The organism is Flavobacterium sp. 1355 (assembly GCF_017833415.1).
Lineage (GTDB): Bacteria > Bacteroidota > Bacteroidia > Flavobacteriales > Flavobacteriaceae > Flavobacterium.
The window spans coordinates 104,774-119,928 of sequence record NZ_JAFICC010000013.1; the positions used below are offsets into that span (position 1 = coordinate 104,774).

At 32.8% G+C, this 15,155-nt stretch carries 14 protein-coding genes and 1 pseudogene; 11 read left to right on the forward strand and 4 right to left on the reverse strand.

What is annotated here, in order from left to right; all coding sequences use genetic code 11:
• Positions 1–3: 3 nt before the first annotated feature.
• The gene (locus tag JOD96_RS17350; RefSeq protein ID WP_209565493.1) at positions 4–1,161 is read right to left on the reverse strand and encodes a class I SAM-dependent RNA methyltransferase; all 1,158 of its coding nucleotides are present in this window, start codon (positions 1,159–1,161) and stop codon (positions 4–6) included.
• A gap of 159 nt (positions 1,162–1,320) precedes the next feature.
• On the opposite strand from JOD96_RS17350, the gene JOD96_RS17355 reads away from it, so the two are divergent.
• Entirely contained in the window at positions 1,321–2,085 is a 765-nt protein-coding gene (locus tag JOD96_RS17355) for a class I SAM-dependent methyltransferase (protein WP_209565494.1), read from the forward strand.
• An 87-nt stretch (positions 2,086–2,172) separates the two neighbouring features.
• Positions 2,173–2,841, forward strand: a complete 669-nt coding sequence (locus JOD96_RS17360) for a ZIP family metal transporter (protein WP_209565549.1) — start codon at positions 2,173–2,175, stop codon at positions 2,839–2,841.
• A 171-nt stretch (positions 2,842–3,012) separates the two neighbouring features.
• Here the strand turns inward: JOD96_RS17360 and JOD96_RS17365 are convergent, their stop codons facing one another.
• Both JOD96_RS17365 and JOD96_RS17370 read right to left on the reverse strand, forming a co-directional pair.
• Entirely contained in the window at positions 3,013–5,400 is a 2,388-nt protein-coding gene (locus JOD96_RS17365; protein ID WP_209565495.1) for an outer membrane beta-barrel family protein, read from the reverse strand.
• Positions 5,401–5,555: 155 nt separating this feature from the next.
• The gene (locus tag JOD96_RS17370) at positions 5,556–6,689 is read right to left on the reverse strand and encodes a helix-turn-helix domain-containing protein (protein WP_209565496.1); all 1,134 of its coding nucleotides are present in this window, start codon (positions 6,687–6,689) and stop codon (positions 5,556–5,558) included.
• Positions 6,690–6,866: 177 nt separating this feature from the next.
• Between JOD96_RS17370 and murQ the strand changes: the two genes are divergently transcribed.
• The 8 genes from murQ (at position 6,867) to JOD96_RS17410 (ending at position 12,681) form a co-directional block, all read left to right on the forward strand.
• Positions 6,867–7,682 carry an N-acetylmuramic acid 6-phosphate etherase gene (gene murQ, locus JOD96_RS17375; protein WP_209565497.1) on the forward strand — a complete coding sequence of 272 codons (816 nt, stop codon included), beginning with the start codon at positions 6,867–6,869 and terminating at the stop codon, positions 7,680–7,682.
• 20 nt (positions 7,683–7,702) lie between these two features.
• Positions 7,703–8,167, forward strand: coding sequence for a hypothetical protein (locus tag JOD96_RS17380; RefSeq protein WP_209565498.1), 465 nt, complete (start codon positions 7,703–7,705; stop codon positions 8,165–8,167).
• A gap of 2 nt (positions 8,168–8,169) precedes the next feature.
• Positions 8,170–8,391, forward strand: a complete 222-nt coding sequence (locus tag JOD96_RS17385) for a DUF6095 family protein (RefSeq protein ID WP_209565499.1) — start codon at positions 8,170–8,172, stop codon at positions 8,389–8,391.
• 33 nt (positions 8,392–8,424) lie between these two features.
• On the forward strand, positions 8,425–8,997 hold the full coding sequence (locus tag JOD96_RS17390; protein WP_209565500.1) for a pentapeptide repeat-containing protein: 573 nt from the start codon (positions 8,425–8,427) through the stop codon (positions 8,995–8,997).
• 2 nt (positions 8,998–8,999) lie between these two features.
• Positions 9,000–9,575: a DUF1572 family protein gene (locus JOD96_RS17395; protein WP_209565501.1), complete on the forward strand. Its 576-nt coding sequence runs from the start codon at positions 9,000–9,002 to the stop codon at positions 9,573–9,575.
• Between the two features lie 63 nt (positions 9,576–9,638).
• Entirely contained in the window at positions 9,639–10,010 is a 372-nt protein-coding gene (locus JOD96_RS17400; RefSeq protein ID WP_209565502.1) for a DNA topoisomerase IV, read from the forward strand.
• A 120-nt stretch (positions 10,011–10,130) separates the two neighbouring features.
• Positions 10,131–12,053 (forward strand): DUF294 nucleotidyltransferase-like domain-containing protein, encoded by a 1,923-nt coding sequence (locus tag JOD96_RS17405; protein WP_209565503.1) that lies wholly within the window; start codon positions 10,131–10,133, stop codon positions 12,051–12,053.
• Between the two features lies 1 nt (position 12,054).
• Entirely contained in the window at positions 12,055–12,681 is a 627-nt protein-coding gene (locus JOD96_RS17410) for a PolC-type DNA polymerase III (RefSeq protein WP_209565504.1), read from the forward strand.
• Positions 12,682–12,713: 32 nt separating this feature from the next.
• Here the strand turns inward: JOD96_RS17410 and JOD96_RS17415 are convergent, their stop codons facing one another.
• The gene (locus tag JOD96_RS17415) at positions 12,714–14,480 is read right to left on the reverse strand and encodes a type VI secretion system baseplate subunit TssF (RefSeq protein WP_209565505.1); all 1,767 of its coding nucleotides are present in this window, start codon (positions 14,478–14,480) and stop codon (positions 12,714–12,716) included.
• Between JOD96_RS17415 and JOD96_RS17420 the strand changes: the two are divergent.
• Positions 14,438–15,142 (forward strand): annotated as a pseudogene (locus JOD96_RS17420) (AAA family ATPase); the annotation flags it as partial. The gene JOD96_RS17415 and the pseudogene JOD96_RS17420 overlap by 43 nt on opposite strands.
• Positions 15,143–15,155: the final 13 nt, after the last annotated feature.

Consider the following 15,155-nt stretch of genomic DNA (forward strand, 5'->3'; position numbering starts at 1 on the left):
ACCTTAGACCTGAAATTTCGTTCTCTTACTTCCCTCGTACATTTCGTATTTTACCAAACGTGCTTCAAGGCTTCCGTTAAAAAGTTTGATTTTTCTGGATGGTTTTAGTCCCACAAATTTTAGTGCTTCAAGATTTGCAGTTATAAACCATGCGTTTGTACCCGGGTAGCTTTTCTTTAAGGTATCGCCAATATTTTTATAGAACTCTTCCATATGGATATCCAGACGCTCATCATAAGGCGGATTAAAAACCATATGCAATTTTCCTTCAATGTCTTTTTCAGAATCAAAAAAGTTATTTTCTGAGACTGTAACATAATCTTCTAAATTAGCATTTCTGATATTATCTTTGGCTTTGCTTACAGCACTTGGCGCTTTATCAAAACCTTTTATAGTATAATGAAATTCCTTTGTTTTTTTCATAAGGCTGTTTACAATCTGATCAAATAAATCATTGTCCCAGTCTTTCCATTTTTCAAAAGCAAATTCTTTTCGGTTAATATTTGCCGGAATATTGCAGGCAATCATCGCCGCTTCTGCCAAAAAAGTTCCAGAACCACACATAGGATCCAAAAAATGGCTCTGTCCTTCCCAGCCTGACAACAATAAAATCCCTGCTGCCAAAACCTCATTTATAGGTGCTATATTGGTAGCTGTTCTATAACCGCGTTGGTGCAAAGAATTTCCCGAAGTGTCCAAAGCGACAGAAACCTGATCTTTATCTATATGAACATTAATACGCAAATCAGGAAAAGCCTTATCAATACTTGGGCGCTGCCCTGTTCTTTCTCTAAACTGGTCTACGATGGCATCTTTACATTTTTGAGAAACAAACTCCGAATGATTAAAATAGGTAGAGTGTACTGTAGCATCGATTACAAATGTTTGGTTGGCGTTTAATAATTTTGACCAGTTTATACCAGAGATCCCTTTATACAATGCCTGCTCGTTATTGGCTCTGAAAGAATATATTGGTTTTAAGACTTTAAGGGCAGTTCGCAGCGACAGATTGGCTTTATACATAAAACCTTTGTCTCCCTTGAAACTTACCATTCGTACTCCTTTTTCTACTTCCTGAGCACCTAGCGCACGTAATTCATTCTCTAATATTTCTTCAAAACCAAAAAAACATTTGGCTATCATTCTAAAATTTTCTTCCATCTTTATATTTGAATTAAAACAGATTTGCTATCAAAATCAAATCTGCATTAAAAACTTTACTTTATACATAACGATTCACAAGGTATCGTTGCGAAATAGTTATTTTTCGGCAAAAATACACTAAATTTGCGGTACTTTGAATTAATTGAAATAGAATAAATGTCTGACGCACCTAACTCATCAACACCAAATCAGGAAAGCAATAACGAAAATTGGTTTACTTCGTGGTTTGATACTCCGTATTATCACATTCTTTATAAAGACAGAAACTACCGCGAAGCTCAGATTTTTATGGATAATCTGACACATTATCTTAATCTTCCTGAAAAAGCAAAAGTTCTTGATCTGGCATGTGGAAAGGGACGTCATTCTATATACTTAAATCAATTAGGTTTTAATGTCTTAGGAGCTGATTTATCTGAGAACAGTATTGCAGAAGCCAGTAAAAACAGTAATGAAACGCTGCATTTTAAGGTACATGATATGCGTGAGCCTTTTGATGAAAAGTTTGATGCAATATTCAATCTATTTACCAGTTTTGGTTACTTCGAAAGCGATGATGACAATCTTACAACCTTAAAAGCCATCAAAGAAAGTTTATCTGAATATGGTTTTGCCGTAATTGACTTTATGAATGTAACTCAGGTAATTGAAACTCTGGTTCCCGAAGAAGTAAAAACCGTTGACGGAATTGATTTTAAAATTAAAAGATACGTTGAAGACGGACACATTCTAAAAGAAATTGATTTTGAAGATCAGGGCAGAAAATTTCATTTTACCGAAAAAGTAAAAGCTTTGACTTTAAAGGATTTTGAAGATCTAATGGCTGAAGCGGGTATTTTTCTATTAGATATTTTTGGAGATTATAAACTCAAAAAATTCCATAAAACAGAAAGCGAACGATTAATTATGATTTTTAAATAGTTTGTGTAATCGTTATTGTACAATCGGTTGGCCGATTTTACAATAAACAGTTAGGCAATAAAACAAATCAACGATTAAACCAAAATGATGAATTATCTATTACCTTTATTTTCTGTACTTTTAGGATATATTGTGGCTTTGTTTTTTAAACCACAAAACAAAACCAATTTAAAATTATTATTGGCATTTAGCGGTTCATTTTTACTGTCATTGACCGTTATGCACCTTTTACCCGAAGTTTATCATTCGCACAATCATAATATAGGGCTTTTTATCATGATCGGAATTTTATTCCAGATCATTCTTGAATTTTTTTCCAAAGGCGCCGAACATGGCCATGTCCACGGACATGCGCAAATGTCGCAGATTCCCTGGCTTCTTTTTATAAGCCTTTGTATTCATGCTTTTTTAGAAGGTTTTCCGGTAAGCCATCACCACGATCTCGCAATCGGAATTGCTATTCATCATTTGCCAATCGCAGTAATTTTAACGACATTTTTTATCAATGCCAGTTTAAACAAAAAAGCCATTTTTGCTTTTATGATTACTTTTGCTGTCATGACGCCATTAGGTACCATAGCATCTGCTTATTTACCCGTTTTAAATGATTATTATACCGAAATCACAGCCATTGTAATCGGTATTTTATTTCACATTTCATCCACCATTATTTTTGAAAGCAGCGAAGGACACAAATTCAATGTCGCCAAAGTTTCGATGATCGTTCTCGGAATTTTATTGGCATTCTTTTTATAATCTGTGTACTACTCCTATTGTTTATAGATATCCTAACAGGTTTTTTCAACCTGTTAGGTATAAATTTACACATACTGAAAAAAAATACCTAACAGGTTGAAAAAAACCTGTTAGGATACTAACTATTATATTTCTGTTTCAAATTATCTAATCATCTCATTGGCTAATTATCTAATTTCCCGTTCTCTTTCTTTCTTCCTGATTTCCAAAATTACGTTCCTTCACATTAATCTTTTTGTTTCCAAAATTGTAAACCACAGATAAACGAACAAATCGGTTACTTTCATTTTGACTGTAAACTTGTTTTACACCATTTACAACCGAAACAAAATCTTTTAAGTAAGAAGTATTAAATATATCATTGGCCAGAAATGCAACCTGTAATGTTTTATTTAAAAAATCCTGTTTGAAACCAATGTCAAAACTTGACATATATCCAACTTCATACAAACCATTTTTAAAAGGCGTACTGTAACTAAAATCAATTTGAAGTTTCGTGGTTTTTCCTAAAATAAAAGTATTATTTGTAGAAAAATCAATTTGCAGGCTGTTTGACGGTGTTGCGTTTATATCTTTTATAAATTCAGTTTTTGAGCCCAAAAAGTATAACGAATTTTCACTCTGCCACCAGTCTGAAAAACCAGCTGAGTAACTTTCTCCCAGTCCATAATTCAAACCTTTAAAATAGTTTTCACGCGTGATAATCTGCGTGTTTGTTTCGGGAATTGAGGTGAATACAACGCCATATCCATTTGTAATTACATTCATAAAAATGCTCGTTCTCAGAATCTCTTTATACGAATGTGACAATTCAAAATTATCACTAAATGAAGGTCTTAAAAAAGGATTTCCTTCAGAATAACTATTACTGTTAATATAAACCTTAAACGGATTCAGTAAATCAAAACGGGGCCTGTTGATTCTTTTTCCATAATTGAGACTAAAGCTGTTATTCTCGTTTTTCTTATATGAAGCATAAAATGTTGGAAACAATTTCAAATAATCATTTACATTTTCCTGGTTCAGCGTTTCAGAAAATCCGCTTGTTTGGGTATTTTCAATTCTTAATCCCATTTGAAGATTCCATTTTTCATTTATTTTTTTATCTCCGTTAATATAAATTGCCTGATTATTTTCAGTGTATTTAAATCGGTTAGATTGGTTTGGGTCTAATTCTGGCGTTCCTGTAGTATTATTGTAAAAAAGTACATCGCTCACACTATTTGTAAAACTCATTTTTGCGCCATAAGATAAATTCAATGCCTTAAGCGGATGTTCCATATCTGCCTTGAAACTCCAGTTATCAATATCCTGATTCGAAATATTTCTCCCTGCCTGATTTACATCAACAAATTGCATATCGGGAGTATAATTATTGGCGATAAAGTCACGGTCGAATTTTGAACTGTAATTAAAATAATCCACATCAAAAGACAACTTTCGGTTCAGAGAATCTAATTTAGTTATCAAATGCGCATTGTAAGTCTGGTTTTTAGATCCTTTATCAGTAAAGCTCTTATTCAATGTTACATCCTTCAATTCATTTTGAAGATTATATTTTTCAATTCTGATATCTGAACCAAAATCCGGATTGTTCCTGTCATTCAAAAACTGAAAACCAATTGTTGTCGACTTAGAAAAATCATAATCCAAAGCTAGTTTTCCCGAAAGATTTTCATCCTTAACTTTTGTTGTACTGCTCATTTTAGAAAGCCCGTCAGGAAAATACATTTTAAGAGATTCATCGGCATTTTTATAACCCGTTTTTCCGTTTACACTTGCAGAAAATCTAAACTTATTTTTATTGTAGAAAAAATTATTTCTCAAAGTATAAACACCATATTTATTCTGGTCATAAGAAGCCGTAGTTGTATTTTTCCAGGAATCACGCACTCCTTTTTTCATAATAATATTGATAAGTCCGCCAGTTCCGTCTGCTTCATATTTTGCGGGAGGATTACTAATGATTTCAATATTTTTGATATCACCTGCCGATATTGATTTTAAGAAATTATTCAGTTCCTCACCTGTTAATTCAATCAAACGTCCATCGATCATGACACGTGAAGTTCCTTTTCCTAATATCATAATCAGATCATTTTTTACAACCACCCCAGGCGCTGTATTAATCGCACTCAAAGCATCGCCTCCAGTTGTTGTAACATTATTTTCCAGATTATAAACCAAACGATCTGTTTTCTGCTCAATTGTTTTCTTTTTGGACTGAATGACAACTTCGCCTAATTTTGTTGTGTTTTCCTTTAGAATAATGATCCCCAGATCGGTGTCTTTTTCTAATAAAAAATCTTTTTCATAATCAGTAAATCCCAAAAGATTAATTCCGATTTTATAAAAACCGTTTTTAAGATTCATTTCAAAAGAACCATCTTGTTTGGTTGTCGTTCCGTCTATAATTTTTCCTTCTGAGTTTGTTATAGAAACATCTGCCCATTCCAGAGAAGTTGTTTCACTTGTTATTTTCCCTTTTAATCTTAATTTTGACTGCGCAAAACAAAATAAAGGCAATACTAAAAAAATAAGGAGATTTGCTTTTTTCATGATTTCTAATTTTAACTTGTTCGATTAATTTGAAGCAAAGTTGCCTTAGAAAATCTCCGTACGCGACCGACAAAAAAAGTCGAACCATTTTCTATCACAGAAATTGGTTCGACTTTATTGGCCATGAAGTACGACTTTTTACAAATAGTTTATTTTCAACTATTTCTGTAGGCTGTCGGTGTCAGATTTGTATATTTCTTAAAAGAAGTATTAAACGAAGATTTTGAATTGAACCCCACTTCGTATAAAATTTCAAGAACCGTAAGCTGGCTTTTCGACTGATCCTTTAAAATATTCATTGCTTTCTGAATACGGTATTCATTTACAAAATCAAAAAAATGCTGGTCAATATGATGATTAATCAAAATGGATAAATCCCGAACCGGAATATTAATCTGATTACTCAGTTCCTGAATAGTAAGGGATGGATCAAGAAAAGGTTCTTTTTCGGTCATATAGTATTTCAGTTCTGTTATCTGTCTTCTTATCAAATCGTTTTGCTCATTTGCAGACTCAGGCTTCTCCTCTACTTCTGGAAGGATATCTTTTGTAAGTTTCAATTTAGAATTAACTCCCCTGAAAAGTTCCGGATGCTTTAGTGCTTTCATTATAAACCAGCAGGTTATAAATAAGGCAATAGTGCCAACAAGAACATTTGCCCAAAGGAAAACTTCCCTAAAACCACTGTATCGTATTATATTTTTTAATGCTACAACAGAATGTGCCGCAAGAAAAACACATGTCATCTGAAAAAGCCATTTGTAAGTCGAAGTACCTGGATTGGTGTAATTTTCTAAATAGATTTCTTTGTATTTTTTCAAAATCAAAAATACACTCACAATATAAAATACATATTGAAATTCAATCAAAATCTGAATAAAGTAAGTTTCAGACATTTGATTTAAAGGCCCAATAAAACTTCCTTCATCAATACTGATGTAAATTCTGGGAATAAAAAGCAAATTGATAATTATAAAAGGGATCAGATGAACTAAATGTTTCCATTGTAATCTAAAATCAGAATAGCAGGCAGCCATCACATAAAGATAAAACGACGGCATTCCTAACAAACAGAAAGTCGATCTGAAAATCTCAAGATTCCTGTGATTCTCTGTATACATATACATAAAAAACCCGCTGAGATCAATAGCAGAGAATATAAAAAAGAAAGCAAATAAACGGTTAGCGAGTTTATTGTCGGTTTTAACAGTCAGCAGAAAAAATGCCATTAGCAAAGAAACAAAAACTGAAATCCGGGCTATCCCTTCTAATAAAACTAATTGATCCATTTATCTCCTATTATTTAACAAATATAATATTTTACTTGTTCCAACAAGATTTACAAAGTGGTTTCATCAAAAGAAATCATTCAAAAAAGATTTAAAATCATAGTGACTTTGCTTTCTGATTTTTCCCAAATTGCGATAAAAAAGTTTAATTTTGGAGGATAACTATTTCAGTAAAAAATGACCTTTACAAAAACAACCGAACAATCTTCAAAATACGAACATTTGGAGAAAATGTCAGTTCATGAACTGCTTACCAACATTAATAATGAAGACAAAACAGTTCCTGATGCAGTAGAAAAAGCCATACCCCAAATAGAAACCCTTGTAGCACAAGTAGTGACTAAGCTAAAGCTGGGCGGAAAACTATTTTATATTGGTGCCGGAACATCAGGACGTCTGGGTGTTGTTGATGCTTCTGAATGTCCCCCTACTTTTGGAGTTCCTTTTGATTTAGTAAACGGAATCATTGCCGGCGGTGACACTGCTATTCGTCGTGCGGTAGAAAATGCCGAGGACAATGCAACCCAAGCCTGGATTGATCTGCAAGCTCATAATATTGGTGCAAATGATGTTGTAATCGGGATTGCGGCTTCTGGTACTACACCTTATGTCATTGGCGGTTTAGAAACTTGTAACCAAAATAATATCCTTACGGGTTGTATTACTAATAATGCAGGAAGTCCATTGGCGTTGACTGCACAATTTCCTGTAGAAGTTGTAGTGGGTCCGGAATTCGTTACGGGAAGTTCGAGAATGAAGGCAGGAACAGCTCAGAAATTGGTTTTAAACATGATTTCTACTGCAGCTATGATCCAGCTTGGAAAAGTAAAAGGAAACAAAATGGTCGATATGCAGTTAAGTAATATCAAATTAGTAGATCGTGGAGTGAAAATGATCATGGGAGAAATTCCCGTTTCTTATGAAGAAGCTTCTGAATTATTAAAAAAATACGGCAGCGTGAGAAATGCAGTTGACAACTTCAATAAAATATAATCCTTACATTCTACTTTAACATGAAAACAAAAATTCTGATTCTACTATTCTTATTAATTTCTGTATGCTCTTTTTCTCAGCAGCTTAGTTATCAAAAAGGTAAAATATTAGATTCAAATGGTCAAAAATTATCAAATGCCGAAGTGAAAAATTTATTGTCATCACAGCCTGAACTTTTAGCAACATATAATGCAGGGAGAACAAAAAGCAAGGCCGGAGGGTTCCTTTTAGGATTTGGACTTGGTTTAACTGCAGCAGACTTAGTAGGAGGTCTAACACAGGATATAAAATACCCAACTGCTCTAACTTATGTAGGTTTGGCAGCTACCTTAATTTCAATACCTGTTCTATCAGGACGCACAAAAAAAATTGAGTCTGCAATTGATGGTTACAATAATTCATCTGCCGGGAAAGTTGGATTTTCGGTTGACAAAATGAGTCTCATAACAAATAGAAACGGAATAGGGATGCAACTATCTTTTTAAAAATGGCAACAAACAAACAGTTATTAGGAAAAGGAATTAAATATCTATCGGGTTCATTGCCTTTATTATTTATTGGGCCTTCGTTGATTTATAATGCATTTATGAATCAGCACACCGCTTGGCATTATTTGGTATTAGGAATTGGTATCATTGCTTGTTTAAGTGCTATGTTTTTAATTTTTTATGGATTAAAAATCATTATGAAAGGTTTGTTTAATGACTAATTTTCAATTTAATAAACCTGCAAAAACGATACTATGGAAAGTCTGATCCACATTCAGAAAACATTTGAAAAAGTCATTTATATTGACAAAAAAATAAACAATCGGGAGTTTGAAGATTGTGTTTTTAAAAACTGTGATTTCTCGAACAGTAATTTTGCTTACAACAGTTTTTTAGACTGTGAATTTGTCGATTGTAACTTGTCAATGACAAGTCTGGCCGGAACTAGCTTAAAAAATATAACTTTTAAAAATTGCAAACTTCTCGGAATTGCTTTTAATGAATGTGATGATTTTTTATTTCAGGTTTATTTTGAAGAATGCAGTTTAGATTATGCTGCTTTTTCAAATAAGAAAATGCCAAAAACAAAGTTTATAAATTCTTCTTTACGTGATGTTACTTTTATTGGCGTAAATTTAACCAGTTCTGTTTTTAATAATTGTAACCTTGAAGGAGCAATCTTTAATGAAACACAATTAGCCGGAGTTGATTTTAGAACGGCTTATAATTACAAAATTGACCCGGAATTTAATCCGATGCGAAAAGCACAATTCTCAACTCAGGGAATTGAAGGGCTTTTAGACAAATACGATATTAAAATCATTTGATTATGAGTGCCGATAATTCCTATTTAGAAAGTGCAAAAAAGCAATTTTTATATTATAAAGCTTTAGGCGAAAAAGCCATGGAACAACTGGAGCCTGAACAGCTTTTTGTTGCTGTAAATGAAGATACTAATAGCATTGCTACAATCGTAAAACATATTTCGGGAAATATGCTTTCGCGCTGGACAGACTTTTTAACTTCTGATGGTGAAAAAGAATGGCGAAAACGAGATGCCGAATTTGAAAATGATTTGCAAAACAAACAAGAAGTTTTGTCTGTATGGAACAAAGGCTGGGATTGTTTTGAAAATGCGCTAAATGAACTAAAACCGGAACAACTTTCTGATATCATTTACATTAGAAATGAAGGCCATACAGTTATCGAAGCCATAAATCGCCAACTGGCGCATTATCCATATCATATTGGGCAGATTGTTTTTTATGCCAAACAATTGAAAAAAAGTGACTGGAGCAGTTTGTCAATTCCAAAAAATAAATCCGGAAGTTACAATGCCGAAAAGTTTGCCAAAGAGAAAGAAATTAAGAACTTTACCGATGATGAACTCAAAAGGCTAAAATAGTCAAAATGACGGCTCTGGCCGCAAAGGAATTGAGCATTCTTAAAATACAACATACAATTAATTATGAAAAAAATTATATTCTTACTTCCGTTATTGGCCTTAGTATCATGTTATAACGCAGAACACAATTGCAAGGATTTTAAAAACGGGAAATTTAAATTTGAATTTGAAGTAAACGGTGTAAAAAAAACAACGATTTTTGAACGCAAAGACAGTATTGAAATTGAAACTTTTGATGGCAAAACCGATACATCTACCGTACGTTGGGTAAGCGATTGCGAATATATTCTGCAAAAAAAACATCCTAAAAATATGGCCGAAGAAAAGGCTATTAATATGAAAATCCTAACAACAACCAAAGATTCTTACACATTTGAATTTGGTATGGTTGGCTCTGAGGAAAAACAACGCGGAACGGTTGTTAAAATTGATTAAATCTGATTTATATACTATTGAAGCTCCAGTTTTTGGAGCTTTTTTTTGAGATTTTTTTTTTAATGGTGTTTCTTTTACATTTCTATTTTTAATAGTAATTTAGAACTCTAATCTAACCAAATGAAAAATACCATTTCCCAGAGAGTTGCCGACTTCTTAAAAAATTATCCGCCGTTTAGTTTTTTGCATCAAAAAGATCTTGAAAAACTTTCTGAACAAATTTCTATTGTTTATAAAGATAAAGATGCTGTAATTTTTGCCGAAAACGAAGAAACACATGATTCTTTCTATGTTGTTCATAAAGGCGCTGTGGCTTTAAAGAAAAATCAGAAAAATGTGGTTTTGGACATGTGCGACGAAGGGGATATTTTTGGATTACGTCCGCTTTTGGCACAGGAAAATTATATCATGGAAGCTGTAACGCATGAAGAAAGTATTTTATATGCCGTTCCTATTGCAGTTTTTAAACCCTATGCACTTGAAAATAGAAATGTTGGAAATTTCCTGATCGAAAGTTACGCTTCTAATACCCGAAATCCGTACTCAGATATTCATAAAGATAAACTGTATGGTGATGATGATTTATTGAATGAGAATCGTCATTCAAACAATGATTCTTTTGATTTAGCCCCAATAAAATATTCAAAAAAAATAGTGACTTGCAGTCCATCAACAACCGTTAAGGAAATTGCCAGGATTATGAGCAAAAAGAAAGTCGGTGCAATTTTAATTGTGGATGAAATGCTGCCAATTGGAATTTTGACAGATAAAGATCTTCGTAATAAAATTGTCACAGGAGATTTTCCCATTACCACAACTGCAGAAACTATCATGACAAAACCTGTTATTACTTATTCTAAAAAAATGACGGTTACAGAGGCACAAATGGCAATGATGAAAAGTAATATCAGTCATTTATGTCTCACCAAAGACGGTACAGTTAACACCAAAGCTGTGGGGATTTTGTCTAAACATGATGTAATGGTAGCTTTGGGAAATAATCCGGCAGTTTTAATCAAAGCCTTGAAAAGAGCTAAAAAAACAAAGGAAATAAAGCCTATCCGAAACCGTATTATGCAATTGCTTCAGGGATATTTGGATCAAAATATTCCGATGACTTTGATTTCTAAAATCATAACAGAACTTAATGAAGCCTGTACGACTCGTGTCATTGAGATTTGTCTGGAAAAAATGAGCAGTCCCCCGCCTGTAAAATTTGCATGGCTGGCACTTGGAAGTCAGGGAAGAGGAGAACAAATGCTGCACACCGATCAGGATAATGCGATTGTTTACGAAAATGTAAATGAGGTATTTAGAGACGAAACCCGAATTTATTTTTTAAAGTTCGCCAAACTTGTCAACAAAGGTCTTTTTGATATTGGCTATGATTATTGTCCTGCCGAAATGATGGCCTCAAATACAAAATGGTGTATGAGTCTTGATGAATGGAAAAATCAGGTACACCATTGGATTACAAATCCGGGAAAAAATGAAGTTTTACTATCTTTTATATTTTTTGATTATAGCTTAACTTATGGAGATGCTGAAATCACCAACAGCCTTTCGGATTACATTTTTGAAACTGTAAAAGCAAATCCTGTCTTTTATGTCCACTTAGTAAGCGGTGCTTTGCAAAGCCCTTCTCCTACTGGCTTTTTTAGACAGTTTTTAGTTGAACAGGATGGTGCAAACAAAGATAACTTTGATATTAAAAGAAGGGCATTAATGCCTCTTACTGATGCTGCAAGGGTGTTGATTTTATCACATTCTGTAAAATCCATAAGCAACACCGCAGAACGTTTTGAAAAATTGGCGGAGCTGGAACCCAACAATAGGGAATTGTACTTATCGTGCTCTTATTCCTTTAAGGCTTTATTAAAATTCAGGACTAAACAAGGTCTTTTACATAATGATTCTGGACAATTCATAGCATTGGAATCTTTATCAAAAATGGAAAAAATTAAATTAAAACGTACTTTTAAAACTATTAAAGAACTTCAGGAACTTATTTCGGTTCGTTTTAATATTTCAAATCTGGTATAAAATGGGATTATTCAATTTGTGGAAAAAAGAAGAAAGTCTATTCGATGAAACGATTTCTGTCGAGGAAACCAGATTTGTTGTTCTGGATACAGAAACAACGGGTTTTGATTACGAAAATGACCGAATTTTATGTATTGGGGCTTTGTCTTTGCAAAATGGGGTGATTGCTGTTCAGGATAGTTTTGAAGTTTATATTGAACAAGATCATTACGATAAATCGACAGCACAAATTCATGGTATTTTAAGAGCTTTTATTATTCAACGTCCTGGTGAGTCAGAAGCTTTGCAGCAATTTTTAGATTTTTTAGGAGATTCTATAATTATTGCACATCACACAATTTTTGACATAACAATGATTAATAAAGCTTTAGAGAGAAATGGTTTGCCTGTACTAACAAACAAAACTTTAGATACGGCGCATTTATACAAAAGGACTTTAATAAAATCGCATTTATTTGAAAGAAAAGATCATTATACGCTCGATGATCTTGCCGATAAATTTGATATTTCTAAAAAAGACAGACATACTGCTTTGGGAGATGCTTATATTACTGCAATTGCATTTTTAAAAATTGTAAAGAAACTAAAAGAGAAAAAACCAGTTAACTTGAATTCTTTGTTTAAGTAAAAGCCTGATTTTGAAACAGGCTTTCATAAAAACTAATCTTCTATAAACAATCGATACGGAAACACATTTGAAGACCTGTTTTTAAGATGTTTCATAAAACTATCACATAAATATTCCCATTCGGCACTAGAAAGATGTTTTTTCTCTGCAGGATTGGTTTTAATATAAATATCGACCGTTCTGCTAAAGCCTGCTTTTACAGATATTTCTTTTCTTGTGCCTTTCTCTGTTTTAATATCTTCAATTGAATTTTTAAAATGGTTAAATCCAAAAGCCTTAATATCCGCAAAAGTTACAATTCTGCCACGTGTCAATAGTGCATTTCTGTAGGCTAGAATTCTGTCTTTGTTATTTTGTTTGTTTAATCCTCCAGTAGTATTTGTCATCAATGTAACCGTCTGACTTATAAAAAATAAATCCTCTTTTGCGTCTAAAATAGTTCCTGCTTTTATATCATTCCCTTCTTCAGCACAAGTTGACCAATAACTTATCGTAAATGATTTACCAGCAGTTTCATTATCTTTAGGTTTAATCATTAAATAAGGATCATTATTTTTAGAAAAACTTCTTTCTTTTGCCTGCTGTTCTACAGAAGCTAAAAGCTGATTGATTTCAACCAGAGAACTATTCATAAAATCTTTCCCTAAGCCAGAAAATGAAGAGCTTTCATCTTTTAATAAATCTAAAACATTTTGAAGTAATTCAGAAGCACTCCTAGAATCAAATCTTGAGACTCCTCCCGTTCTCAATACAGCATTTCCTTCGTCCAGAACGCCATCTTTAAACTCTTTTATTTCGTACTGATAATTTGATGAATCTATAACCGAATCAACATCAAGATAAATATCATTGGCAGTATCAAGAGAAACGTAAGACAAAAAAGTTCCGAATGTCTTTCCTGTACTATGATGCTTTTTATTAATGGCAGGAAAACAATTTGCCGTAAAAGAAATGTTATCTATTATTTGAGGAACAAGTGATTCAGGAAAAACCATTTTTATCCAAATAATAGTATCGCCATCATCTTTGGTAATTTCGTTTAAATGAATATATTCAGGTCTGTAATTTTTTATTTCCTTATATTTTAAAACGCCTTTTAGTGTATAAAAATTATCAAAATAGTACTCGTTTACTTCCTGCATTATTTCACTTAGGTGTGTATAATTGCGATTGATTATATTTTCGATATCCAGATTGCTTATAGATACATTGTATCCTTCCTCTACCTTTATTTCTATATCATCATGAAAACATTTCATTTGTTTTAAATAATAATGAAACATCTCTTTTTGATGCGTATTTTTGATATCAATATATAGCATTAAATCTTCTAGGTCTAATACATTTTCGCCTAGCAATTTAATACCCAAAACAACTTCTCCAGATCGTAAAGTTTCCTTATAATCATGAACAGTATCTTTATAAAAAAGATTAGAGATTTTGTATAGATTTCTTTCGTAGGCCATAAATTTTACCTCACAAGAAGACAATTTAACTTCTAAAGTTGGTGAAAAAGCAACTTCTTTCATTATAGGGTCCAACGGATTGTAAATATTATGAATCCTTCTGTTTACCTTCATTTGATTTTGCAAGGAAATCTTTAAATTGTTCTCTATTGGCAAAGCATGAACGATTGTTCTGGCAGGCTTAGCACCCGAAGCAACTTCGGGAAACATAATTTCTAATACTCTTTCTACTACTCGTGTTTTTGAATCTTCCAGTTCATGCGCTACCTTTTCTAATTCATACGATAATGCATTCAGCAGCATTGATACTACAGGATCAAACGAGGTTTCCATTTCCTGGTGCACCTCCTGGTTATGTTGGATACGAGGAAGGTGGCCTCTTAGTAAACAAAATTAGGCAAAAACCCTACTCTATTGTTCTGTTTGATGAAATTGAAAAGGCACATCCTTCGGTTTTTGATGTTTTCCTTCAAATTATGGATGAAGGAAAATTGCATGATAGATTGGGAAAAGAAGGTGATTTTTCGAATGCTATTATTCTTTTCACTTCAAATATTGGAGCTGATCATATTGTAAGCACTTTCAATAACGGTGAAATTCCAAGTTCAACTTCTTTAATGGAAATTATGGGTAACTATTTCAGACCTGAGTTCTTAGGCCGGTTAACTGAAATTGTACCTTTTGCACCTATCAGTAAGGAAAATGCTCTTAAGATATTTGAAATCCATCTTAAAAAGGAATTTATGGATTTATTAAAGAATATAAATATTAATGTTGAAATTCCAATTGAAGCTAAAGTTTATCTTGCCCAGAGCGGATTTAATGCCAAATACGGCGCAAGACCAATTAAAAGCATTATAAGAAGTCATTTGAGAAGACCTTTGGCAAAAAAAATAATTTCCGGGGAACTTAAAGATGGTGATGCTGTCTTGATAATTATCGAAAATAATGAAGTTAAATGGATTAAACAAAAAATGCTTTCTGTTGAAAATTAAACTTTAAAATTAT